This is a genomic window from Lentzea sp. NBRC 105346 (assembly GCF_030269605.1).
GTDB lineage: Bacteria > Actinomycetota > Actinomycetes > Mycobacteriales > Pseudonocardiaceae > Lentzea.
The window spans coordinates 119,501-142,152 of the sequence record NZ_BSTQ01000004.1 but is presented as its reverse complement, the minus strand read 5'-3'; the positions used below and the strand labels follow the sequence as shown (position 1 = coordinate 142,152).

General features: G+C 69.2%; 20 protein-coding genes. 14 read left to right on the top strand and 6 right to left on the bottom strand.

What is annotated here, in order from left to right; all coding sequences use genetic code 11:
- Positions 1-69: 69 nt before the first annotated feature.
- Positions 70-690: a hypothetical protein gene (locus tag QSK35_RS10625; RefSeq protein ID WP_285744744.1), complete on the top strand. Its 621-nt coding sequence runs from the start codon at positions 70-72 to the stop codon at positions 688-690.
- Positions 691-742: 52 nt separating this feature from the next.
- Positions 743-1,168: a nitroreductase/quinone reductase family protein gene (locus tag QSK35_RS10620; protein WP_285744742.1), complete on the top strand. Its 426-nt coding sequence runs from the start codon at positions 743-745 to the stop codon at positions 1,166-1,168.
- On the opposite strand, the gene QSK35_RS10615 is transcribed toward QSK35_RS10620, so the two are convergent.
- Complete coding sequence (locus tag QSK35_RS10615) at positions 1,155-1,991, bottom strand: ADP-ribosylglycohydrolase family protein (RefSeq protein WP_285744740.1); 837 nt, start codon at positions 1,989-1,991, stop codon at positions 1,155-1,157. The genes QSK35_RS10620 and QSK35_RS10615 overlap by 14 nt on opposite strands.
- A 50-nt stretch (positions 1,992-2,041) precedes the next feature.
- Between QSK35_RS10615 and QSK35_RS10610 the strand changes: the two genes are divergently transcribed.
- A complete protein-coding gene (locus tag QSK35_RS10610; RefSeq protein WP_285744738.1) occupies positions 2,042-2,734 on the top strand; it encodes a hypothetical protein in 693 nt (230 codons plus the stop codon).
- Here the strand turns inward: QSK35_RS10610 and QSK35_RS10605 are convergent.
- Complete coding sequence (locus tag QSK35_RS10605; RefSeq protein ID WP_285744736.1) at positions 2,724-3,143, bottom strand: DUF6098 family protein; 420 nt, start codon at positions 3,141-3,143, stop codon at positions 2,724-2,726. The two genes, QSK35_RS10610 and QSK35_RS10605, sit on opposite strands and share 11 nt — an antisense overlap.
- A 413-nt stretch (positions 3,144-3,556) precedes the next feature.
- Here QSK35_RS10605 and QSK35_RS10600 point away from each other — a divergent pair, with 413 nt between their 5' ends.
- From QSK35_RS10600 to QSK35_RS10585, 4 genes are all read left to right on the top strand, one after another.
- Complete coding sequence (locus tag QSK35_RS10600) at positions 3,557-5,212, top strand: FAD-binding dehydrogenase (protein WP_285744734.1); 1,656 nt, start codon at positions 3,557-3,559, stop codon at positions 5,210-5,212.
- A gap of 63 nt (positions 5,213-5,275) precedes the next feature.
- Positions 5,276-6,082 (top strand): S1 family peptidase, encoded by an 807-nt coding sequence (locus tag QSK35_RS10595; protein WP_285744732.1) that lies wholly within the window; start codon positions 5,276-5,278, stop codon positions 6,080-6,082.
- 32 nt (positions 6,083-6,114) lie between these two features.
- Entirely contained in the window at positions 6,115-6,906 is a 792-nt protein-coding gene (locus tag QSK35_RS10590) for a S1 family peptidase (protein ID WP_285744730.1), read from the top strand.
- Between the two features lie 56 nt (positions 6,907-6,962).
- A complete protein-coding gene (locus QSK35_RS10585; protein ID WP_285744728.1) occupies positions 6,963-7,505 on the top strand; it encodes an NADPH-dependent FMN reductase in 543 nt (180 codons plus the stop codon).
- On the opposite strand, the gene QSK35_RS10580 is transcribed toward QSK35_RS10585, so the two are convergent.
- Positions 7,456-9,216 (bottom strand): FAD/NAD(P)-binding protein, encoded by a 1,761-nt coding sequence (locus QSK35_RS10580; RefSeq protein WP_285744726.1) that lies wholly within the window; start codon positions 9,214-9,216, stop codon positions 7,456-7,458. The genes QSK35_RS10585 and QSK35_RS10580 overlap by 50 nt on opposite strands.
- 96 nt (positions 9,217-9,312) lie before the next feature.
- Between QSK35_RS10580 and QSK35_RS10575 the strand changes: the two genes are divergently transcribed.
- The 5 genes from QSK35_RS10575 (at position 9,313) to QSK35_RS10555 (ending at position 14,587) form a co-directional block, all read left to right on the top strand.
- Entirely contained in the window at positions 9,313-10,383 is a 1,071-nt protein-coding gene (locus tag QSK35_RS10575; protein WP_285745290.1) for an LLM class flavin-dependent oxidoreductase, read from the top strand.
- Positions 10,384-10,399: 16 nt separating this feature from the next.
- Complete coding sequence (locus tag QSK35_RS10570; RefSeq protein WP_285744724.1) at positions 10,400-10,864, top strand: GNAT family N-acetyltransferase; 465 nt, start codon at positions 10,400-10,402, stop codon at positions 10,862-10,864.
- 243 nt (positions 10,865-11,107) lie between these two features.
- Entirely contained in the window at positions 11,108-13,144 is a 2,037-nt protein-coding gene (locus QSK35_RS10565) for a putative bifunctional diguanylate cyclase/phosphodiesterase (RefSeq protein WP_285744723.1), read from the top strand.
- Between the two features lie 56 nt (positions 13,145-13,200).
- Entirely contained in the window at positions 13,201-14,016 is an 816-nt protein-coding gene (locus QSK35_RS10560; RefSeq protein ID WP_285744721.1) for a S1C family serine protease, read from the top strand.
- Between the two features lie 97 nt (positions 14,017-14,113).
- Complete coding sequence (locus tag QSK35_RS10555) at positions 14,114-14,587, top strand: hypothetical protein (protein WP_285744719.1); 474 nt, start codon at positions 14,114-14,116, stop codon at positions 14,585-14,587.
- A 36-nt stretch (positions 14,588-14,623) separates the two neighbouring features.
- Here QSK35_RS10555 and QSK35_RS10550 read toward each other — a convergent pair whose 3' ends face one another.
- Complete coding sequence (locus QSK35_RS10550) at positions 14,624-15,493, bottom strand: hypothetical protein (RefSeq protein ID WP_285744717.1); 870 nt, start codon at positions 15,491-15,493, stop codon at positions 14,624-14,626.
- Between the two features lie 188 nt (positions 15,494-15,681).
- Between QSK35_RS10550 and QSK35_RS10545 the strand changes: the two genes are divergently transcribed.
- A complete protein-coding gene (locus tag QSK35_RS10545) occupies positions 15,682-17,031 on the top strand; it encodes a M28 family metallopeptidase (protein WP_285744715.1) in 1,350 nt (449 codons plus the stop codon).
- Here the strand turns inward: QSK35_RS10545 and QSK35_RS10540 are convergent.
- Both QSK35_RS10540 and QSK35_RS10535 read right to left on the bottom strand, forming a co-directional pair.
- Positions 17,028-18,263 carry an SAM-dependent methyltransferase gene (locus QSK35_RS10540; protein ID WP_285744713.1) on the bottom strand — a complete coding sequence of 412 codons (1,236 nt, stop codon included), beginning with the start codon at positions 18,261-18,263 and terminating at the stop codon, positions 17,028-17,030. The two genes, QSK35_RS10545 and QSK35_RS10540, sit on opposite strands and share 4 nt — an antisense overlap.
- 5 nt (positions 18,264-18,268) lie before the next feature.
- Positions 18,269-19,519: an FAD-binding oxidoreductase gene (locus tag QSK35_RS10535; RefSeq protein WP_285745289.1), complete on the bottom strand. Its 1,251-nt coding sequence runs from the start codon at positions 19,517-19,519 to the stop codon at positions 18,269-18,271.
- A gap of 148 nt (positions 19,520-19,667) precedes the next feature.
- Between QSK35_RS10535 and QSK35_RS10530 the strand changes: the two genes are divergently transcribed.
- Entirely contained in the window at positions 19,668-22,421 is a 2,754-nt protein-coding gene (locus QSK35_RS10530) for an ATP-binding protein (RefSeq protein ID WP_285744711.1), read from the top strand.
- Positions 22,422-22,652 lie beyond the last annotated feature (231 nt).

Here is a 22,652-nt window from a genome sequence, read left to right as displayed (position 1 = left end):
AACTTCGTTGTCATCGTTGCGGCCATACCGGAAAAATCTGTCGCTATCTCAGGCGACAGGGGGAGAGCTGTGGCGTACCAGCCACCCGGCACGACCAAGCAGCACAGCGCGGTCAAGACGTTCTGGTTGACGGCGGGCGCGCTCGGGGTGATCACGACGATCCTCACGGTGACGCTGACGAAGTGCATGGCCGACAAGCCCGCTTCGACGGCGACCACCACAACGGTGCAGACGACGGCGCAGGCGACAACGACCGGTGGTGCTTCCACGCCCACCTCCGCTGCTCCGACGACGGCTTCCTCGCGGTTCCACAAGGAAGCCGTCACGGAGCTGCGGGTACCGTTCCCGTCCTGCTACACGTGGGTCGACCTCGACGTCCCCAAGATGACGGAGAAGACCGGCGACAGCGACGTGATGTACGAGTCCTGCGGCTACACCGGCAGCCTCAGCCACTACGACTTCACCTCGCTGGGCGTGGGCCCCGAGACCGAGCCCGCGTCGGGCGAGGACTGTCAGCGCGCGGCCCAGAGCAAGGCGCTCGCGAGGGTCATGAAGGAAGACCTCACCGTGGGTAAGGCGTTCTGCGTGGTGACGACGCGCGACAACGTCGTGTGGCTGAAGCTCAGGCAGAAGGTCGGCGAGCAGGACGGGCCCGATCTCGTGTTCGACATGGTCCGCTGGCTCGGCTGACCGCGGCGTTCAGGAGCACAATTAACGCGTCGTCCCAGCTGAGGAGGGCGCGATGGCAGTAGGGAAAGCGGTCTGGCGGGCCATGACCGCGCTCAACGTGTGGCTGTACCGGGCCTCGAAAGGCCGCGTGATGGGCAAGATCCGGGGCGTCCCGGTGCTGCTGCTCACGGTGAAGGGCCGGAAGACGGGAGCGGAGCACACGACTCCGGTCTCCTATTTCGAGGACGCCGGGGGTTACGTCGTGACCGGATCGGCGGGTGGCCAGCCGGTGGAGCCGCAGTGGTTCCGCAACGTGCGCCGCGCCGAGCACGCCGTGATCGAGGTCGGGGACCGGAAGATCGACGTCGACGTGCACGTCGCCGACCCCGAGCAGCACAAGGTGCTGTGGGACAAGCTGGTCGGCCGCGCGCCGTTCTTCGCGAACTACCAGGCGAAGGTCGAGCGGGAGATCCCGATGGCGGTGCTCACGCCGCACTGAGCCGGGCGTCGAGCGCTTCGAGGTACTGGCGTCCGTAGGGCCCGTCCTCCAAGCCGTCCACCAGGTTCCGCGGCAGATCCTGCTCGATCTCCGCGGACCTGGAGGCGGCGGCGAGGGCGATCGTGGCCACCGTGTCGACGTCGCCGGTGAAGGCGACGCACGTCTTGAGCATCTCGCTGAGCTTCGTGGACGTGGTGAGCGCGGTCAGCGCGGCCCGGACGCTCATCCAGCCCTTCGAGCCGACCTTGCCGCGCCACGGCTCGGCCCACTCGCGGCCGAGCAGTTCCGCCACCCACCCGGCGGTTTCGCCGACCGGGCCGAGTTTCCGGTGGCAGTAGTGCACGGCGAGCGCGGCGGCCTGAGCGCTCGCGATTCCCGATGGCGTGTCATGGGTGACGCGGGCCTGGACCGCCGCGTGTTCGAGGACTTCCGCGGTGGTGGGCAGCAGGCCGATCGGGGCGGCGCGCATCGCGGCGCCGCTCTTGTCGCTGTCCGGGCGGATCCTGCGCAGAAACTCGGTCCCGCTGGTGGTTTCCTGGAGAAAGGCGTGGAACCTTCCCGCGTAGCCCGCGCGTGGGTCGCGGTGAAAGACCTCGACGAACCGGTCGGCGAGGGTGCGCGGTGTCCAGTCGGCCCGTTCGGCGAGGAGCTCGGCGATCGCGAGCGTCATCTGGGTGTCGTCGGTGTACGCGCCGGGGGTGATTTCCAGGTGCGTCGGGTGCGGCACGTAGCCGCGCAACGTGTTGTGCTCGGCGACGAACTTCGCGGGCGCGTACTCGAAGCACGCGCCGTATGCGTCACCGACAGCGAGTTCCACCAACATCGGCGTCATCGAAGCATGCCGGAAACGTTCGGACACGATAATTTGCGCGCATGGACCTGGATTCGGTCGCCAACGAGCTCTACGGGCTGACGCCCAAGGACTTCACCGCGGTCAGAAACCAGCGCGCCCGCGAGGCGAAGGACAAGGATCTCGCGAAGGCGATCACCGATCTGCGCAAGCCGACCGTGGGCGCGTGGGCGGTCAACCTGCTCGCGCGTGACAACCCCAAGGAGCTCGTGGAGGCGCTCGGCCTGAGCCAGGCGGGGCTGGACATGCGGGAGCTGGGCAAGCGCCGCAAGCAGTTGCTGGAGACGTTGACCTACCGGACGTTGGAGCTGACGGGCCCGCTCGCGGACGCCGCGCTGGAACAGGTGCGGTCGACCCTGGGTGCCGCGATGGCCGAGCCGGAGCTCGCCGACCAGGTGCGGGCGGGACGGCTCACCAAGGGCCTGGAGTACTCCGGTTTCGGCGCGGCGGAGGTGTTCGCGGCCCCCGCCCCACCGGCCGGCGAGGACGCCCTGGCGCGCAAACGCCGTGAGCGCCAGGAGCGCAAGATCGCCGAGGCCACGGCGGCGGTAGAGGAGGCCGAGGAGGCGTTGCGCGAGGCCAAGCTGGGCGAGAGCGCGGCCAAACGGGCCCACGACCGCGCGCTGGAGCAGCTGGAGGAGGCCAAACGCCAGGTCAAGACGGCGGCGAAGGCCCACGCCACCGCCACCCGCAAGCTGGCCGAGCTCACCGACTGAGCGGTCCCCAGTCACCGACCAGTTGCTCGCACTCGGCGAGCGCCTCGTCCGCGATCCAGGCGACGGCCTCGTCGCAGGTCACGAGCGGTTCGTTGTCCGGGCCGCGGCCCTGCTCCCGGCCGGCCAGCACCCAGGCGCGGACGTCCGGGCCGCGCAGTTCCCGCAGGTGGCGGTAGTCGTAGAGGCGCCGCGCCACCCAGAGCCGCACGGGCCGGTCCTCCCACCACGGTTCGACGGCCAGCGGGTTGGCCGAGAGGCCGGGCAGCTCGACGCCGGTCAGCGCGTCCTTGCTGGCCTCGGCCGCGTCCTCGTCCGGCCCCTTCGACCAGCGCACATAGAGGTCCTCGCGGCCCTCGACGAGTGCCGCCAGGTCGTCCAGCGTGCGCAGCGTGGGCATGTCTTGGGTCACAATCCGGCGAATACCCGAATTTGGGCGGAACACTCTCGCCTCGTTGCGCGTTCAACTAGTGGTTGCCCTCGGAGCTGGAGCCCGGTGCCGGGAACCGCTGGACCCCCAGCCAGCGCGCCCCACTGAGCACCCCGCTCGCCCGAGGGCAGCCAGCCGTCGGCCGAACCGGTCTCCCCCCTCTCCGGTCCCGGCCGACGGCGCCCCACAACCAGGCGGGCGCGTGTCTTACGTTCCCACCCCGTGTGTCGTACGTTCCGGACCCCCGAGCCGTACGTTCGAGCCCGACGACTTCGCACCTCAGGCGGTGCTGGTGTCGCCCACTCAGCACCTCTGACTTGTCCGTTCACGCTCGCGACAAATCTGAAACCTATTCAGGTCTCGTGCGTGACCAGCGGTGGATCTAGACTCGGCCGATGGCACATGACGCGGATGTCATCGTCGTCGGCGCAGGCCTGGCAGGCCTCGTCGCCACCGCAGAGCTCGCGGACGCGGGCCGCAAGGTGATCCTGCTCGACCAGGAGCCCGAGGCGTCGCTCGGCGGCCAGGCGTTCTGGTCGTTCGGCGGCCTTTTCATGGTCGACACACCCGAGCAGCGCAGGCTGCGGGTCAAGGACTCGCACGACCTGGCGTTGCAGGACTGGCTGGGCAGCGCCGCCTTCGACCGGGAATGCGACCACTGGCCGCGCCGGTGGGCGGAGGCCTACGTCGACTTCGCCAGCGGCGAGAAACGCGCCTGGCTGCACGGCATGGGGGTGCGCTGGTTCCCGTTCGTGCAGTGGGCGGAACGCGGCGGCTACCTCGCCGACGGGCACGGCAACTCCGTGCCCCGCTTCCACGTCACGTGGGGCACCGGGCCCGGCGTCGTCGAGCCGTTCGAACGACGGGTGCGCGAGGCGGTGGCCAAGGGACTGGTCACCCTCAAGTTCCGGCACCGCGTCACCGAGATCACCACGACCGAGGGCAAGGTCGACGGCGTCAGCGGCGAGATCCTCGAGGACAGCACGGCACAACGGGGCGAGCCGAGCTCCCGCCAGGTGAAGAGCGACTTCAACCTCACCGCACAGGCCGTGATCGTCACGTCCGGCGGCATCGGCGCGAACCACGACCTGGTGCGCCGCAACTGGCCCAAGAGCATGGGGACGCCGCCGAAGCACATGCTGTCGGGCGTCCCGGACCACGTCGACGGGCTCATGCTCGAGGTGACGAACAAGGCCGGCGGCGAGATCATCAACGCCGACCGCATGTGGCACTACCCCGAAGGCATCGCGAACTACGCGCCGATCTGGAGCAGGCACGGCATCCGGATCCTGCCCGGCCCCTCGCCCCTCTGGCTCGACGCCGACGGCAAGCGCCTGCCGATCCCGCTGTTCCCCGGCTTCGACGCACTGGGCGCGTTGCAGCACATCACGACGCACAACCACGAGTACTCCTGGTTCATCCTCAACAAGCGGATCATCGGCAAGGAGTTCGCGCTGTCGGGGTCCGAGCAGAACCCGGACCTCACCGGCAAGGACACCAAGGCGGTGCTCAAGCGCGCGCTGCCGGGCGCCGTCGCGCCGGTCGAGGAGTTCGCCAAGCGCAGCAAGGAGTTCATCGAGGCGACCAGCGTCACCGAGCTCGGGAAGAAGATGAACGAGCTCACCGGCGACGACCGGATCGACGCCGCCGCGCTCGAGAAGCTCATCGTCGAACGCGACCGCCAGGTCACCGCGGGACTCGGCAAGGACATGCAGGTCAACGCGATCCGCGAGGCGCGGCATTTCCTGACGGACAAGCTGATCCGCGTCGTCGAACCGCACCGCATCCTCGACCCGAAGGCCGGGCCGCTGATCGCCGTGCGGCTGTCCGTGATCACCCGCAAGACGCTCGGCGGACTGCACACCGACCTGTCCTCGCGCGTGCTCGGCCACGACGGGAAGCCGATCGCCGGTCTCTACGCCGCGGGCGAGGCCGCCGGGTTCGGTGGCGGCGGCGTGCACGGATACCGGGCGCTGGAAGGAACCTTCCTCGGCGGCTGCCTGTTCTCGGGTCGCGTGGCGGGCCGGGCCGCCAGTCAAGACGTGAGCTGAACTGAGATAACGAAAGTCACGTGCCTTTCGCATCCAACTGTTTGCTTGCGAAAGGAACAACCCATGCTCTTACGGGCTGGAATCGCGGTCGCGGCCGCGCTCGTCACACTGACGGGCACGGCCGCGGCGGACCCCGGTGACGTCTCGACCCAGGTCGTCGGCGGCAGCCGGGCGTCTACAAAGGACTTCCCGTTCACCGTGTTCCTCGCGAAAACCGGAAAGAAGTCGAGCTTCTGCGGCGGCAGCATCATCGCCCCGAACAAAATCCTCACCGCCGCGCACTGCGTCGACGAGGGCGAGACGGGCCCCAAGCCGGTGCCGCCGTCGTCGATCCAGGTCGTCGCCGGCCGCGACGACAAGGACACCGGCGATGGCGTGGTCGCCGGGGTCACCAAGATCGTGCTGCACCCGAAGTGGGACGGCTGGTTCTTCGACGCCGCCGTGCTGACGCTGGACCGCAGGCTGCCGCAGAAGCCGATCTCGCTGGCCGGACCGCTCGACTCCGGGCTCTACCAGCCGGGTAAGAAGGCCACCGTGCTGGGCTGGGGCGACACCACCGAGGGCGGAAGCTCGTCACGGTTCCTGCTCAAGGCGCGGATCCCGATCCTCCCGGACAACGACTGCCGGAAGTTCTGGGGCAAGTTCGAGGACGGCGTGGACGTCTACCAGACGAAGTCGATGACCTGCGCCGCCGTCATGGCCGGCGGCATCGACGCATGCCAGGGCGACTCGGGCGGCCCGTTCGTCGAGAACGGCAAGCTGATCGGTCTGGTCAAGGCCGGACAGGGCTGCGCCCGCCCGAACGCGCCGGCAATCTACACGCGCACCAACGCCATCAACAACTGGGTGAACCAAGAGATACATCGCTGAACTTCATGAGAGGGCTCTCACGTGTAGGCGGCATGCGCTTACTCACCGGAACCCTGCTGGCGGCGGCCGTGCTGTTCACCGTGAACGGCACGGCCGTCGCCGACGACGTCTCGGCCCAGATCATCGGCGGGACAACAGCGTCCACAAAGGACTACCCGTTCGCCGTCTTCCTGGTCCGGCCGGGCGTCAAGACCAACTTCTGCGGCGGCAGCGTCATCGCCCCGAACAAGATCCTCACCGCGGCCCACTGTGCGGACGACGACGAGGGCAACCCGACCCCGCCCGCGGACATCAACGTCGTCGCCGGTCGCGACGACGAACGCACGAACGCCGGCGTCCTGGCCAAGGTCACGAAGGTCGCGCTGCACCCGAAATGGGACGGCTTCGCCAACGACTTCGCCGTGCTGACGCTGGACCGCAAGCTGTCGTTCCAGGCCATTCCCCTGGCCACCACCAAGGACTCCGGGCTGCACGCCGTCGGCAAGCGGCTCACCGTGCTCGGCTGGGGCCGCACGGTCAACGACAACCCGGACTCGCCGCTGCTGATGAAGACGACCGTGCCGGTCCAGCCGGACAGGCCGTGCCGCGACTACTACGGCAAGGACACCGGTGGCGTCGACCTCTACGACGCGAAGGTGATGATCTGCGCGGGCGACAACACGGGCAAGCACGACTCGTGCCGCGGCGACTCGGGCGGTCCGTTCATCGCGGGCGGCAAGCTCGTCGGCGTCGTTTCGTTCGGCCCGGAGAAGTGCGCGACGCCGAACGTGCCCGCGGTGTACGCCAAGGTCTCGGCCGCACGGGCCTGGATCAGGACGCAATAGCTCCCGCGTGGTGGACGCGGGTTGACGCTTCCCGCGGCGGCCGATGTCCTGGGCCCATGACTCAGATCGGTGTGCTGGTCGGCAACCCGCGTCCCGCTTCCCGCACCTGGCACGCGGCGCTCGCGTTGCGCGACGCCGTGCGCCAGGTGCTCGACGTTCCCGGTGATGGTCCGCTCGTCGACGCGGCCGAGTTCGCCCAGGAGGTGTTCGCACCCGGCGGCGAGAGGGTGCGGGCCGTACTGGAGGAACTGGGCCGGACCGACGTCCTGATCGTCGCCTCCCCCACCTACAAGGCCACGTACACGGGTCTGCTCAAGGCCGTGCTGGACCAGGCGCCATCGGGCTGGTTGCGCGGCAAGGTCGTCGTGCCGCTGCAGGTCGCCGCGTCCGACCGGCACGCGCTCGCGGTCGAGCTGCACCTGCGGCCGCTGCTGGTCGAGCTCGGCGGACGCGTTGCGGGACAAGGCATTTTCCTCAACGAGTCCGCGCTCACTGTGTCACCCGTGGAGCTCACCGCACAGCTGGTCGAGCTGCTCGACGCCGACGCCCTCAGGGCGCTGGTGCCCGCCCCAATTGACACAGTATCGCCCGTGCGATGACGTCGTTCTGCCGGAACGCGGGCGCGTTCGTGCGCGGCCGGGCGAACGCCGCGAAGGCGCGCCCGGTCGTGTAAGGCCCGAGCGCGAAGCGAAACGGGTCCTCGCGGCCGGCCGAGTCGATCAACCTGCCCTCCGCGGAGACGCGGACCAGCCCGGTCGTGACACCGTCGTCGAGGACCTCCTCGACGATCTCGCCGGCCGCGTGCAGACCACGCAGCACCGGATCCTCGGTGCGGGACAGGCTGTGCACGGGCAGCCGCGCCTCGATGAGCCCGGACGCGCGCACGACGTCCGGCGTGGTCGCGCTGCCCGCGAGGAACCCGCCGTCGACCGCCTCGACCCACATGTCCGCGCCCAGGAACCGGACGACACCGGCTTCCGAGAGCGCGAGCAGCTGCTCCAGGCGGTCCGGCGGCGGCCCGGAGGCCAGATAGCTGAAGAACCCGTACCACCAGCCGTCGGCGTCCCGCAGCCGCGACGCCGGCTCCAGGCACGGCACCACCCGCGGCAGCTGGCCGAAGACCGACAGCAGCGCCATGAACGCGCCGAGATCCGCACTGTGCCGGGGATCCGAGCGGCGGTCGATGTCCGCGCGCACGTAGTCACGCAGGTACGACTGGAAGTCGTCTCCGGAAGAAAAGGTGAGCCCGTCCAACGGCCGGTCGAGCCGCTCGAAGTCGATCCGGTCGCCGGGATCGGGCACCGCGCGTTCGATCAACGCGCGCATCTCGTCGCTGTACCAGTCGAACTTCGCGTACGCCGCAACGAACTCGTCCAGCTCCAGGTCCACGTGTTCGGGGTGACCGGTGAAGAGTTCGTGGTAGTAACCCCACGCGATCTCCTTGGCCAGCAACGGCCACACGTGCGCCCGGAAGTCGAGCCGCTTGGTCAGCAACGGCTCCACGACGTCGGCGGCGAAGAACCTCGGCAGGTCGGGCCGGGCACCTTGGAGCCGGTATCCCGTCTTGGAGTGGTACGGCACGCCACGCCGCGATCCGACGTGGATCCGTGGTTCCCGCCCGGACGGGATGTACCGGCCATCGACGAACCGGCCGCCGCGACCTTCGGTCAGCAGCACCATCAGGTCGATGAACGCGAGGCCGAACCCGCGCAGCACCACGTCGCCGGACACCGCGGACAGGTCGGCGTCCGCGGAGTACGCGGGCGGCAGGTAGAACAGCCCGTGCCGCCATGCGTGGTCCAGCAGTTCGCGGTGCTCGGGTTCGATCTCCGCGTCGAGGTGCCCCAGCGCGAGCACGACGACGTCGGCGTCGAGGTGGAATCCGTCGTCGAGGCACACCCTGCGGCCGGACAGGCGCACCGCGCGGTTGCGATGGACTCGCACGGAGATGTTGTCCGGCAAGGAGTTCACGACGTGCTCGAAGAACCACGCCAGGTACGCGCTCTGCACCTGCCTGCTGGGGAACGAGGTCGGCTCGAGGCCGGGGTTCCACTCGGCGAGCGACGGTCCGGGCACGACCGGTCCGTCGCCGGCGAAGCTCTCGTCGGTGAACATCGTGACGTCCTCGGCCATCGAGTTCATCCGCAGCAACGGCGACTGCTCGTGCCGCCACACGCGGCCCGCGCCCGCGGGGAACGGGTCGACGACGTGGATCTCCAGTGGTCCGTCGAACAGCGAGGCGTTCGCGCCGATGCGCTCGATCAACCCGGCGGCCCGCGGCCCGCCTCCGACGACAACCAGCACCCCCATACGTCGATCACCGCACGAAATTCCCCTGACTGGCAAGCGATCCCGACAGGTGGACGCCGTTGACGGTCCCGCTCCGCCAGGAGTGCCATGGGGGACATGCCGGTCGAGTTTCTGGGGATCGCCGCCACGAACAACGGGTCGGAGACGACGGCGCGTTCGGGCGGTTCGTTCGACAAGGACTACACGGTGCGGCTCGCCCGCGCGCACGAGGACCACGGCTGGGACCGGGTGCTGTTCGCCTACCACTCGGGCGCGCCGGAACCCGCCGCGGCGGCCGCGTATCTCGCCGCCAAACTGGACAAACTGCAGATTCTGCTGGCCCATCGGCCGAACGTCTCGTACCCGACGTTCGCCGCCAAGACGTTCGCCACGCTCGACCAGATCAGCGACGGCCGGATCACGGTGCACTTCATCACCGGCGGCACGGATCAGGAGCAGCAGCGCGAGGGCGACTACCTGACCAAGGACGAGCGGTACGGCCGCACGCGGGAGTACATCCAGATCGTCAAGAAGGCGTGGACCTCGCGCGAACGGTTCTCCCACGACGGCGAGCACTACCGGTTCGCCGACTTCGTCAGCGATGTTTTTCCTGTCCAGCAACCACGTCCGCGCGTGTCGTTCGGCGGATCGTCGCCTGCGGCGTACGCGGCGGGCGGTGCCGAGGCGGACATCTTCTGCCTGTGGGGCGAACCGCTGGAGGAGACCGCGCAGCAGATCTCGTCGGTCCGCGAGGCCGCCCGTCTCGCCGGGCGCACGGACGTGCCGAAGATCCAGGTCGCGTTCCGGCCGATCATCGCGCCGACCGAGGAACTGGCGTGGGAGAAGGCGTACCGCACGCTCGACGCGATCAAGGCGCACACGCCAGCGCGCAAGAACCCGCAGAACACCGGCTCGCAACGGCTGCTGGCGGTCGCCGACCGCGGTGAGCGCTTCGACCGTGCACTGTGGACACCCACGGCCGCGGCCACGGGCGGCGCCGGGAACTCCAACGCCCTGGTGGGCACACCGGAGACCGTCGCGCAGGCGTTGCTCGACTACTACGACCTCGGCGTCGAGATCCTGTCCGCGCGCGGATACGACCTGCTCGGCGACGCGATCGACTTCGGCCGGCACGTGATCCCGATCGTGCGGGAAGAGGTCGCCAAGCGCGACCGCGCCGCCGCGTGAGCCCGGGACTGTCCAGGTGCTGCACGTCCGGCCGGCCCGCACAACGGATCCGGAAGCCGCACCGCTGATCGAAGCGCTGACAGAGGACTACGCCGCGCGGTACGGCGAACCGGGCCGGAGCGAGATGACCGCGCACCCGCCCGAGGAGTTCGCACCGCCGCACGGCGCGTTCCTGCTCCTCTTCGACCGCACGGAACTGATTGCGGGCGGAGCGTTCCGCCGGTTCGACGCGACCACGGCCGAGCTCAAACGGATCTGGACGCACGCGCACCACCGCAGGCGCGGGCTTGCCCGCCGCGTCCTGACAGAGCTGGAGCGCGAGGCGAAGGAGCTCGGCTACCGCCGCCTGTACCTCACGACCGGGCCGCGGCAGCCGGAAGCACGCGGCCTGTACCTGGCAAGCGGTTACACACCGCTCTTCGACGTGTCCGCCGATCCGCTGACGATCGGGCCCCTGCCGTTCGAGAAGCGAATCGCGTGACGCGGTCGCCGACCGGGCATCCTTCGCCGATGCCCGGTCGGCAGTGCCAGGTCGGTTGGACAGGACGGCCGAGATCAGTAAGCTCGATGGTCGGCGCACATTCGGTATATGTGCACCAAACGGTTTTCACTCGTTCGGCGGAATCCGGCGGGCGAGCGATCGCGAACTGGTATCGAACGCTTCACAACGTCCGGTACAGCGGATCACAAGGTCCCCAGGAATGGCCACCAGAGCTGAATGAACATGGTCGACAGCCGAGAGCCCGCCGTTCGCTGGGCGGCGGCGATCTCCAACAACCTCCTCGTCAACATGAGCCCCCGGCAGGTCGAAGACCTGCTGACGAAGTATGTGGAGACGCTGCTCACCGACGAGCTCGCCGCGGCGCGGCAGGTCGGTCGCTCGATGGTGGAGCACGACATCATCTCGTCGGACACGCTGGAGCGGTCGATCCGGTTCCTCGGTGAGCAGACGCCGCTGCGTCCGGCGTTGCTCGGGGCGCTGGCGGCCGGGTTCACCGAGGCGCTGCGCGACCGGACGCTGGACCAGCAGGAGATGAGCCGGACCGCGGCCATGGACGCGATGCGGCGCGCGGAGCTGGCCCTGCGCGAGAGCGAGGCCAAGTTCCGGGCGATCTTCCGCTCGTCGCCCGTCGCGATCGTGGTGAGCGGGCTGGACGGCGAGATCGTCGAGTTCAACGAGGCGTTGCTGAGCCTGCTCGACTACTCCGCGAACGACCTGCGGGCGATGAGCGGGCGCGAGCTGCTGCACCCCGACGACCGCCGGTCCACGCGGGAGCTGGCGGAGCGGCTGATCCATTCCGACGGCGAACACTTCCGTACCGAGTCGCGGATGCTGCGCAGCGACGGCGAGACGATCGCCGTGCTGGTCGCGGTGTCGCTGGTGCGCGACGAGAAGGGCACCCCCGCCTACTTCGTCACCATGATCGAGAACCTGGACGAGGTGCGGGCGCTGCAGACGCAGCTCGTCCGGCAGTCGCTCAACGACGTGCAGACCGGCCTGCCGAACCGCCCGCAGTTCCTCGGTTGGCTGGAGAGCGCGGTCGGCACGCAGGGACCGGAGACGCTGGCACTGGTCCAGATCGACATCGACGGGTTCCGCGTGGTGAACGACGCGTTCGGCCACGACGCGGGCAACCGCGTGCTGACGACCGTCGCGAACCACCTGAGATCGGTGTTCGGTGCCGCGGGCCAGCTCGCGCGCATCGGCGAGGACGAGTTCGGCGTGCTGATCAAGGACCCGGTGGACGTGCCCAGCGTGATCGCGCTGGTGGACGCGTTCACGAGCCGGCTGGAGGAGCCGGTCTGGGTCGACGACGGCCACGGCGTCGGCGTGACCGCCAGCGTCGGCATCGTCGCCCGCGCGGCCCGCGGCGGCGACGCGGCGGACCTGTTGCGTGCGGCGGACGTGACGGTCGGCTGGGCCAAGCGCGACGGCAAGGCGCAGTGGGCGTTGTACGACCCGATGCGCGACCGGCGCGACAGGGAGCGGTTCGCGCTGGCGGCGTCCATCCCCGGCGCGCTGGAGGAGGGCCAGTTCCGCGTCGATTACCTGCCCGTGTACTCGTTGCGGGACCGAAGAGTCCTGGCCGTCGAGGCGAAGCTGACCTGGGACCACCCGGAATACGGCCTCCTGTGCCCCGAGGAGTTCCTCGGTCTCTCCGCCGACACCGGCCTGATCGTGCGCCTGATCCACTGGGCGCTGGAACACGCGTGTGCCCAGGCGGGCGAGTGGTTCACCGAGCTGGGTGAGTCGACCCCGGTGCTGAGCATCGACCTGCCACCCCGGCTGTGCCAGGAACCCGAGCTCGGTGCCGAGGTCGTCCGGGTCCTCGAGCAAACCAGGCTCCCGGCCACGCTGCTGCGGTTCGAGCTGCACGAGCACCTGCCCGCGTTGCTCAACGAGGACCAGATCGAGGAGCTGACCATCCTCGCCGAGCGCGGCATCCAGCTCGTCCTCGACCAGATGGGCGGCGGCAACGTCGGCGTCGACAAAATCCGCCAGTTGCCGCTGACCGGCGTCAAGTTCTCCGGCACCGCCGTGCACGGCCTGGCCGACGGCGCGAACCACGTCGACGAGAGCGCGTCGGTCGCGCTGCTCGAGTGGTCGAAGGTCCTGCGGGTGCCGCGCTACGCCGAGGACATCCGCACCGAGACCGAGGCGCGCCGCCTCGCCGAACTCGGCGTCTCCGGCGGCCAGGGGCCGTTCTTCGGGCCGGCACTCACCGCGGCCGAGGTCCACGACCTGCTGGTGGGTTCTTAGCAAACCCCCGTGGCAATCCACAGGTTGCTCACATCTGGGCGGCCCACAGTGGAGTCATGACCGAGAAGAGCTTCCCCGCGATGAGCGGATCGCTGACCGCGGATCCCGCACCGAAGTTCTGGCGCCGCCGCACCGCCGGTGTGGTCACCGCGGCGGCACTGGTCGCCGGCCTGTTCGGCGGCGTGGCGGGCGCCCTGATCGGGGGCGAGACCACGGCTTCCAGTCCCGCTGTCACCGCACAGACCGCGTCGAACACGTCCACTGTGGACGTGTCGTCGATCGCGGCGAAGGTGCTGCCGAGTGTGGTGCAGGTGAACCTGCCCGGCGCCGTCGGCTCCGGTGTCGTGCTGTCCGCGGACGGCCGCATCCTCACCAACAACCACGTGGTGTCCGGTGGCAACGGCCAGATCACCGTGACGTTCAACGACGGCCGGACCGTCGCGGCTTCAGTGGTCGGCACCGACCCGTCCAGCGACCTCGCGGTGCTGCAGGCATCCGGTGTCAGCGGACTGACGCCGATCACGTTCGCAGACTCGGACAACGTGCGCGTGGGCGACACCGTCGTGGCCGTCGGCTCGCCGTCCGGACTGCAGGGCACCGTGACCTCCGGCATCGTGTCCGCTTTGGACCGAACCGTGACCGTGCAGGGCGAGACCCGCCATTCTTCGGTTTCGTACCAGGCGATCCAGACCGACGCGTCGATCAACCCCGGCAACTCCGGCGGCCCGCTGGTGAACGCCAACGGGGAACTCATCGGGATCAACTCGGCGATCTACTCGCCCGCGTCCGGCAGCGGCGAGGCGGGCAGCGTCGGCATCGGGTTCGCTATCCCAGGCAACCAGGCGCAGAAGATCGTCGACCGCCTTTCCTGAAATACAACCGATCCGGTGATCACCAAATCCCGGATGGAGCTCCGTTCGTCCTTAGGATCACTCCGCTTGATCCCCCGAACGAGAGCTGGTTTCTCCCATGCGTGCATTTCTGACGGTGCTGAGCGCGGCGCTGCTCGCGTTTCTCGCGGCGCCGCAGGCCTCGGCCTCCCCGGTGTTCCTCAGCGCCACCGCGTCCACCCCGACGGACAGCGGGGCGCTGCAGGTGAGCTTCAAGATCGGCGGCCTCATCGTCGGCACGACGGTGACCGTGAAGACGACCGCGAAGATGACGGCTGTCTACGCCTGCCAGAACGAGGGCGGCAACTTCCCGTCCGACCCGAAGAAGACGCAGGTCGTCAGCTCGGTCGCCGCCGCGGGCACCTTCAAGGTCGACCTGCTGGGCCAGGTCGCCGGCACGCTCACCATCAACCCGCCCACGCCGACGCTGCGGTGCCCGAAGGGCCAGCACGTGGTGCTCGTCAGCATGTCCTACGGCGAGGTGTCGGTGGTCAGCGGCGGCGTCACGCAGTCCATCTCGGGTGTGTTCTCCCGCGTGTACCTGGACATCTAGCGAAGAGGGGCCGGGTGCTCCCCGGCCCCTCCCGCCTCACTCCTCTGTGGACTGTCCCGTCGTGCCCTTCTTCAGGGTTACGACCTTCGTGCTCTCCTTGGCCACGGGCACGTTGTAGTTCGGGTCCTGTGCACTGGCCTTCGTGTGCACCTCGGCCTTGCCCTTCTGGAACGGCGTGGTGCCCGACGGCTCCGCCTGCGCGGTCCACGGCACCGGGTCGCCTGGCTTGCAGGCCACGGAGGTCCAGTAGCCACCCCGGATGATGACGTTGTTCTTCACCTGGGTCACCTGACCGCTGACGGTGACGCTGACCGGAACGTTGCACGACACCGTGCCGGACACGATCGCCTTGCCGTTGACCGGATTGGCCTTCCCCTCGTCGGCGATGGTGGCGTCGAGCGCCAGCTCGGCGGGCGCGGGCGCGTTGGCAAGGTGCATCTCACCCCGTAGTGCGGCCGGGCCACCCTCGCAGTGCTGTTCGTAGGTCGCGTCGAGCTTCTCGACGTAGCCGTGCGGCCCGAACACGACGTTCTGGATGGTGAACGTGCCGGTCAACGTGTTGCAGCCGCGCCCGTTGCCGCCATGGGAAAGCGCGGGCCCGGCTCCCTGGAACGGATACCGCGTCGCGCCCTCGTACGTCTTCGCCGTCAGCGGCTCGCCCCTGGGCGCCGCGAAGTCGACGTCCCACCAGTCGCCCTGCACGCCGCTGACGCGCACACCGATGTGGTTGCGGTCCTCACTGGCGCCGACCGTCAGCACGTCACCGTTCTGCGGCGAGTACTTGTAGTCCTGACCACCGCTGATGTAGTCGCCCGGATCCCCGCCGAACGTCCACGACCCGCTGGTCACGGGCTGCGCCGTCGCCGGCACCGCCCCCAGCAACGCACAGCCCGCCGCGACTCCCACCAGTAAAACGGCGCGCTGAATGAACCCTCTTGGTCTCATGAGCCCCCCATGGCGTCATTGGGCACCCCCCGTGCCCTCGTCATAGTTCATACCGAGATCAGACGGCTCGCGGTTCCCCTCAACGGTCCAACTGCGGCTGGGCCGGGAAAGCCCTTGCCCGCCGTCGCGACCAGGTCTAGACCAGGGGCATGCCCAACCGACGACAGTTCATGACCGCGGCGGCCCTGAGCCCCGCGGTCGCGGCAATCCCCGTCACGAGCGCGACCGCCGCCGAACGCGACTGGCCCACCGGCCCCGGCCTGCCCAACCGCCCGCAGCAGCCGGACCGCGAGTTACGCCGGGTGCTCGCCGAAATCGACCAGCGCCGCCTGGAGGCCACGGTCCGCAAGCTGGCGAGCTTCGGCACCCGGCACACCCTGTCCAGCCAGACGGACCCGGCGCGCGGCATCGGCGCCGCCCGCGACTGGATCTTCAACGAACTGAAGAGCTACGGAGGCAGACTCACCGTCGAGCTCCAGTCCTACCTGCAGCAACCAACGCCGAGAGTTCCGGTCCCCACGACCATCACGAACGTCCTGGCGACCCTGCCGGGCACCACGGACCGCGTCTACGTGGTGTCGGGCCACTACGACTCCCGCGCCGGCGACGTCATGGACTTCACCAGCGACGCCCCCGGCGCCGACGACGACGCGTCCGGCGTGGCCGCCGTCATGGAGCTGGCGCGGGTCCTGGCGACCCGGACGTTCGAGGCCACGATCATCTTCGCCGCCGTCGCCGGCGAGGAGCAGGGGCTCCTGGGCGCGGCGCACCTGGCCGAGCAGCTCAAGGGCCGCAACCTGCAGGCGATGTTCACCAACGACATCGTCGGCGCGTCCAGGACGAACGTGCTGCGGCTCTTCGCCGAGGGCGTCCCGACGGCGGAGACGCCGGAACAGGCCGCGATCCGCCGGTCCGTCGGCGGCGAGAACGACTCGCCCAGCCGGCAGCTCGCCCGGTTCGTCACCGACGTCGCGAGCAACTCGGCCACGGACATGACCGTCGAGGTCATCCATCGACGCGACCGCTACCTGCGCGGCGGCGACCACATTCCGTTCCTGGAGCGGGGTTTCCCGGCCGCGCGCTTCACCGAGCCGCACGAGGACTACGCCCACCAGCACCAGAACGTGCGCGTCGAGAACGGCGTGCAGTACGGCGACCTCGTGCAGTTCTGCGACTTCCCCTACCTGCTGCGCGTCACCAAGGTGAACGCCGCCGTGATGTGGTCACTCGCGAGCGGGCCCGGCACGCCGCGCAACGTGCGCATCCGCACCAACCGGCTCACCAACGAGACGGACCTGGTGTGGGACGGCGAGCCGGGCCGCGAGTACGAGGTCGTGTGGCGTCCGACGGACACCTCCGACTGGACCCACCGGATCCCGGTCGGCGCGACGACGGCGCACACCGTGAACCTGTCCAAGGACAACGCGTTCTTCGGTGTGCGCGCCATCGGCAAGGACGGCAAACGCAGCCCGGCCGCCTTCCCCGTGCCCGCCCCCTAGGAGAGCCAGTCCGGCCGCAGTGGCATGTGCGAGCGCACGCCGTCCAGGCGCACGCCCAGCACCTGGTGCAGCTGGATGTTGTTGCGGTCGAAGCCCAACCGGGAGGCGGCGAGGTACAGCCGCCACACGCGGGCGCGTGCCTCGCCGACCTCCCGGACCGCCTCGTCCCAGTGCGCGTCGATGTTCCGGCCCCACGCGGCCAGCGTGAGCGCGTAGTGCTCGCGCAGGTTCTCCTCGTGCCGCACCTCGAACCCGACGTCGTGCATCAACGACACGATGTGCCCCGGCCCGACCAGCTCGCCGTCCGGGAACACGTACCGGTCGATGAAGCCACCGGTCCGTGCCCGCTGCAGGTTGTTCGGCCGCGTGATGCAGTGGTTGAGCAGCCGGCCGCCCGGCTTCAGCTTGCCGTACAACGACTTGAAGTACGCGGGCAGCTTCGCCTTGCCGATGTGCTCGGTGAGCCCGATCGAGCTGACGGCGTCGAACCCGGTCTCCCGCACGTCGCGGTAGTCGAGGTGGCGGACCTCGGCCAGCTCGGAGAGCCCGGCGTCGATGATCGCCTTCTGCGCCCACTCGGCCTGGTTGCGCGACAACGTCACGCCGATCGCGCGCACCCCGTACTCACGGGCGGCGTGTATGACCATGCCGCCCCAGCCGCAGCCCACGTCCAGCAGCCGCATGCCGGGCTTCAGCCCGAGCTTCTTCGCGACGAGGTCGTGCTTGGCGAACTGTGCCTCCTCCAAAGTGGACGAAGCGGCCGGGTACACCGCGCAGGTGTAGGCCATCGAGGGGCCGAGGATCCACTCGTAGAACTGGTTGGAGACGTCGTAGTGGTGCGCGATCGCCTGCCGGTCGCGTTCCTTCGAGTGGCGCAACCCGTGCAGCCGGGTCTCCTGGGGCGGGGGCGCGACCCGGTTGTTCAGCCGCACCTTGCCGAGAAAACTGAGCAGCCCCAACCGTTCCGCGAAGGGGATCTCCCGCAGCGAGAACTCCGACAGCTGCGCCAGCGCTCCGTGCACGTCGCCGATGATCTCGAGGTTCCCGGTCACGTAGGCGCGGGCCAGCCCGAGCTCACCGGGTGCGGAAGCCAGATAGGACAAGGCTTCAGGCGTGCGGACCTCGATCTTGACGGGCGCGTCCGCGGGCCCGGCCTCGCTGCCGTCGTAGGCGCTGAACTGGACGTCGGATCCGCCGCCGGTGATCCGCTGGAACATGTTCGCCAACCGCATCGAGCTCATCTCCCCCTCACACACTTCGCGTAGAGATCCGGAAGCCGGTTCATCGGGTCGTACTTCGACTTCAACGATCGGTAGACCGGTCCGTTGTACTTGTCCCAGAAGTCGGACTCCTCGTAGTAGGAGTCGGAGTACAGGGACTTGTGGCCACCCAGCCGGGCCACTTCAGCCTCGATCAGGCGGTTGCGGTCGCCCATCCGTTCGCCGGGCCGCAACTCGACGTCCGACCAGAATCCGACGTTCACGTACAGCACCGAAGGATCCATCGGGTAGAGCGACCACCCGTCGGTCGAACGCAACCGCACCGGGCACAGCCAGATCGGCGAGATGCCCACCTCGCGGTGGAAGAAGTCGAGGAACTCCGCTAGCCGCGACACGGGGATCTCCACGTCCTGGATCACCGGCTCGCGGGTCGACGGCGGCCGGAACCGGCGGTAGCGCGCCACCAGCCGCCGGTACACGTCCGAACGCAGGTAGCGCTTCGGCCACAGCCTGCGCACGACCGGGTTCTGTGCGCCGAACGCGCGGGAGCACCAGAACCAGTCGGTGTCCCAGCGCCACAGGTAGTCCCGGATGGTGAGACTGTCGTGGCGGCGCGACTGGATGGACCGGTAGTAGATCTGGTTGCCCGTGTAATCGGAGGTTTTCCCACCGATGTCGGCGAAGTTTCCGAGCGTCAGGTACATCTCGTTGCGGGAGAACACGGTTCCGTCGACGAAGTCCGCGGAGCCGTCGGCGCACACCTGCTCGATGACAGCGGCGCATTCCTCGGCCGAACCGAACGGAAGGTGTCGCAACCGGACAAATGGTTTGACCGGTTCGAGCTCGATCTCCAGTCGCAGCGCGTATCCGAGTGTGCCGTATGAGTTGGGAAATCCGCGGAACAGGTCGTCGTCCGGCTTCGCGACCACGACCTGGCCCTCGCCGGTGAGGACCTCCAGCTCCCGAACGGACTCGTGCGGCAGACCGTTGCGGAATGACGTGGACTCGATGCCGAGCCCGGCGACCGCGCCGCCGAGCGTAATCGTTTTCAGCTGTGGCACCACGAGTGGCATGAGGCCGTGCGGCAGCGTGGCGTCCACGAGGTCTTCATAGGTGGTCATGCCCTGCACCTGCGCGGTGCGGGCCACCGGGTCCACCGACAGCACCCGGTTCAGCTTCGCGACCTCCAGGCCGCCGGACTGGTCGGCGCGAAAGCGGAAGAGGTTCGACGTCGATTTGGCCAGCCGCACCGGCGCTCCTTCGCGCATGGCGGCGAACTGCGCGCTGACGGCCGTGACGGCCGCTCCGTGCTCAGTCTCAGACTCGCTCACGGTCTCGACGTTATTCCGCGTCAGCCCCGTTGGCACGCCCAAATGTCCTAATGAGCCGATGTCACCCTGATGTTTGAATGGGAGGGTGCACATCCAGTTGCTCGGCAGCGTCGATGTCCAGGGCACGCCGCTGACCACTCGGCAACGCTGTCTGCTCACCGCACTGCTGCTGGAGCCGGGCCGGGCCGTGCCCGTGCCGCGGTTGCTCGCCGCGGTGTGGGGCGACGATCAGCCGTCCACGCCGCAGAACGCCCTGCGCACGCAGATCCACCGATTGCGGCGCACGCTCGCGGACACCAGTGACATCACACTCGCCACGGTCGGTGACGGGTACTCGCTGGAGATCGATCCCGGACTCGTCGACCTGCACCGGTTCCGCCGGCTGCTGGCCGAGGCGCGGACGAGCGACGATCCGGCGCTCACCATTCAGCTGCTGCGCTCCGCGCTCGGCCTGTGGCAGGGCGCACCCCTTTCGGGTCTGCCCGAAACCCCGTGGTGGGACTCGGTTCGCACGGCGTTGCTCGCGGAACGCCAGGCGGCACAGGAGGAACTCGCGCAGGCGGAGTCCGAGCCCGTGGCGCCGACGATGGTGCCGCACCAGCTGCCCGCGTCGATCCCGGACTTCACCGGCCGGGAGAAACAGCTCAACGAGCTCGCCGAGTGCGCGGAGACCGTGGTGATCACCGCGATCGACGGCACCGCCGGCGTCGGGAAAACGGCACTGGCATTGCACTTCGCGCACCGCCTGCCCGAGCGGTATCCGGACGGGCAGCTGTACGTGAACCTCCGCGGCTTCGACCCGCACGTGCGGCCGTTGCGTCCCGCGGAGGTGCTGACGCAGTTCCTCCGCGCGCTGGGCATCAAACCCGAACGCGTGCCGATCAGCCTCGACGAGCAGGCCGCGCTGTACCGGACGCTGCTGTCGGACCGGCGCCTGCTCGTGCTGCTGGACAACGCGGCCGACGCGGACCAGGTGCGCCCGCTGCTGCCCGGCACCGAGTCGTGCCTCGTGCTGATCACCAGCCGCAACCGCCTGGCCGACCTCGACGCGCACCCGTTGTTCCTCGACGTGCTCGACCCGGACGAGGCCGTCGCGCTGCTGCGCGAGGTGCTCGGCGAACGCGTCGACGACGAGCCGGCGGCCGCTCGTGAGCTCGCGCGGCTGTGCGGCTATCTGCCGCTCGCGCTGCGCATCGCCGCCGCCAACGCCGCGCTGATGCCGATCGCCGACGTAGTCGCGGAGCTGCGCGAGGAGAACCGGCTGGCCGCACTCGCGATCGAAGACGACGAGCAGGTCGCCGTGCGATCGGCGTTCGACCTGTCGTACAAGGCGCTACGCCCAGGTCTGCGCCGAGTGTTCCGGCGCCTCGGGCTGGTGCCGGGCCTGGACTTCACCGCCGAGTCCGCCACCTGCCTCGCCGGTGAGGACGCTCAGCTGGACGAGCTCGTAGCCGCGAATCTCGTAGAACAGCACGGCTCGCGGTACCGGCTGCACGACCTGCTGCGGCTCTACGCCTACGACCGGGCTCAGACCGACGACACTTCGTCGGACCGCCGCGATGCGTGCCAGCGGCTCTACGACTGGTACCTCTCGATGACCTTGCAGGCCGCGAAGTTCGCGGGCCCCGAGTTCATGCACCTCTCCGAGGCGCCGGAGTCGTCCCGCTTCGGCTCCAGCGCGGACGCACTCGCGTGGCTGGAGTCGGAGCGCGCGAACCTGGTCGCGGTGAGCGCCTGCAGCCCACCCTCGGTGAAGGTGCTGCTGGCCGACCACCTGCACGGCTTCTTCAAACTGGGCAGGCACGGCGCCGACTGGCTCGCCGTAGCCCAGGCCGCCCTGGACCACGCTCCGGACGACCGCGGGCGGCTGACCGCGTTGCACAACCTCAGCAACGTGCACTGGAGCCGCGGCCAGCACCAGAAGGCCATCGAGTACGGCGAGGCCGCGCTGCGAATCGCGTGGCCCACCGCGCGCGCCCGCGTGCTCAACTCGCTGGGGCACGTCTACCGCGAGATCGGTGACGTGGACACCGCGCTGGCGTACTACACCGAGGCCATCGATCTGAACCGCGAGAACGGCCTGCACGACGGGCTGCCGTCCAACTACTTCGGTCTCGGCGCAACGTGCTGGCAGCAGGGCCGACTGGCCGAGGCGTACGAGTTCCACAGCAAGGCGCACGAGCTGGCGGTGCAGGACGGCTCGGCGTACTTCATCGGCTTCTACCTCGGCGTGGTCGGCGGCCCGCTGCGCGACCTGGGCGACGTCGAGACCGCGATCTCGCACATGACCGAGTCGGTGCGGGTGTTGAAAGAGCACGGCGCGCGCTCGCACGCGTCGTACATGCTCGACGACCTCTCGTGGGCGTGCCGCGACGCCGGCCACTACGACCTCGCCCTGCGGACCGGCCACGAGGCCCTGGACATCGCCCTCGACATCGGCGACCCCGGCGCGGAGGCCGACGCCCGCACCAGCATCGCCTCCGTACTCGTGCTGACCGGCCGTTCTCCCGAGGCCCGAGATCACTTCCAACGTGCCATCACGCTCGCCCGGCGCACCGGGTACCGGCACGGCGAGGCGGCCGCACTGATCGGTCTCGCTCAGTCTTTGGGCGATGTCGTGCCCGCGCTGCAGTCGCTGTCGATCTCCCGGGCGGTCGGGTACAAGTTGCTGGAGGCTTCGGCGTTGACCGCGCTCGCCGAGATCTGTCTTCAGTCCGGGGATGCCGATCAGGCTCGGCGATACGCTTCGGAGGCCATGGTTCTGCACCTTCAGAGCGGGCACCATCTGGGGCGGATTCGGACTCAGGCGGTAATTGATCAGCTCTCTGACCTGCGGTAACGCAAAATTGTCAGACCTCGGCGGTACGCTTGAGCAAATATGAAGCGCGCGGGGCGAGCGGCGTTCAGAGCGGTGTGAGCGGGCGGCACGGACGAGACGACGGCGGGCCGAGGCGGCGTGATCGGCGGAGCGCGCGGGCGCGGCGTGATCGGCGGAGCGCACGGGCGCGGCGTGGCGGGCGGTCGGCGCGGCGGGCGTGACGTAGCGGGCGTGACCCGGCGGACGTGACCC

What these genes read in the sequence shown, in the direction of transcription:
- QSK35_RS10620 (WP_285744742.1), top strand. Translation starts at nt 743, where the DNA reads ATGGCAGTAGGGAAAGCGGTCTGGCGGGCCATGACCGCGCTCAACGTG.
- QSK35_RS10615 (WP_285744740.1), bottom strand. Translation starts at nt 1,991, where the DNA reads ATGTTGGTGGAACTCGCTGTCGGTGACGCATACGGCGCGTGCTTCGAG.
- QSK35_RS10610 (WP_285744738.1), top strand. Translation starts at nt 2,042, where the DNA reads ATGGACCTGGATTCGGTCGCCAACGAGCTCTACGGGCTGACGCCCAAG.
- QSK35_RS10600 (WP_285744734.1), top strand. Translation starts at nt 3,557, where the DNA reads ATGGCACATGACGCGGATGTCATCGTCGTCGGCGCAGGCCTGGCAGGC.
- QSK35_RS10595 (WP_285744732.1), top strand. Translation starts at nt 5,276, where the DNA reads ATGCTCTTACGGGCTGGAATCGCGGTCGCGGCCGCGCTCGTCACACTG.
- QSK35_RS10590 (WP_285744730.1), top strand. Translation starts at nt 6,115, where the DNA reads ATGCGCTTACTCACCGGAACCCTGCTGGCGGCGGCCGTGCTGTTCACC.
- QSK35_RS10585 (WP_285744728.1), top strand. Translation starts at nt 6,963, where the DNA reads ATGACTCAGATCGGTGTGCTGGTCGGCAACCCGCGTCCCGCTTCCCGC.
- QSK35_RS10580 (WP_285744726.1), bottom strand. Translation starts at nt 9,216, where the DNA reads ATGGGGGTGCTGGTTGTCGTCGGAGGCGGGCCGCGGGCCGCCGGGTTG.
- QSK35_RS10575 (WP_285745290.1), top strand. Translation starts at nt 9,313, where the DNA reads ATGCCGGTCGAGTTTCTGGGGATCGCCGCCACGAACAACGGGTCGGAG.
- QSK35_RS10565 (WP_285744723.1), top strand. Translation starts at nt 11,108, where the DNA reads ATGGTCGACAGCCGAGAGCCCGCCGTTCGCTGGGCGGCGGCGATCTCC.
- QSK35_RS10560 (WP_285744721.1), top strand. Translation starts at nt 13,201, where the DNA reads ATGACCGAGAAGAGCTTCCCCGCGATGAGCGGATCGCTGACCGCGGAT.
- QSK35_RS10555 (WP_285744719.1), top strand. Translation starts at nt 14,114, where the DNA reads ATGCGTGCATTTCTGACGGTGCTGAGCGCGGCGCTGCTCGCGTTTCTC.
- QSK35_RS10545 (WP_285744715.1), top strand. Translation starts at nt 15,682, where the DNA reads ATGCCCAACCGACGACAGTTCATGACCGCGGCGGCCCTGAGCCCCGCG.
- QSK35_RS10540 (WP_285744713.1), bottom strand. Translation starts at nt 18,263, where the DNA reads ATGCGGTTGGCGAACATGTTCCAGCGGATCACCGGCGGCGGATCCGAC.
- QSK35_RS10535 (WP_285745289.1), bottom strand. Translation starts at nt 19,519, where the DNA reads ATGCGCGAAGGAGCGCCGGTGCGGCTGGCCAAATCGACGTCGAACCTC.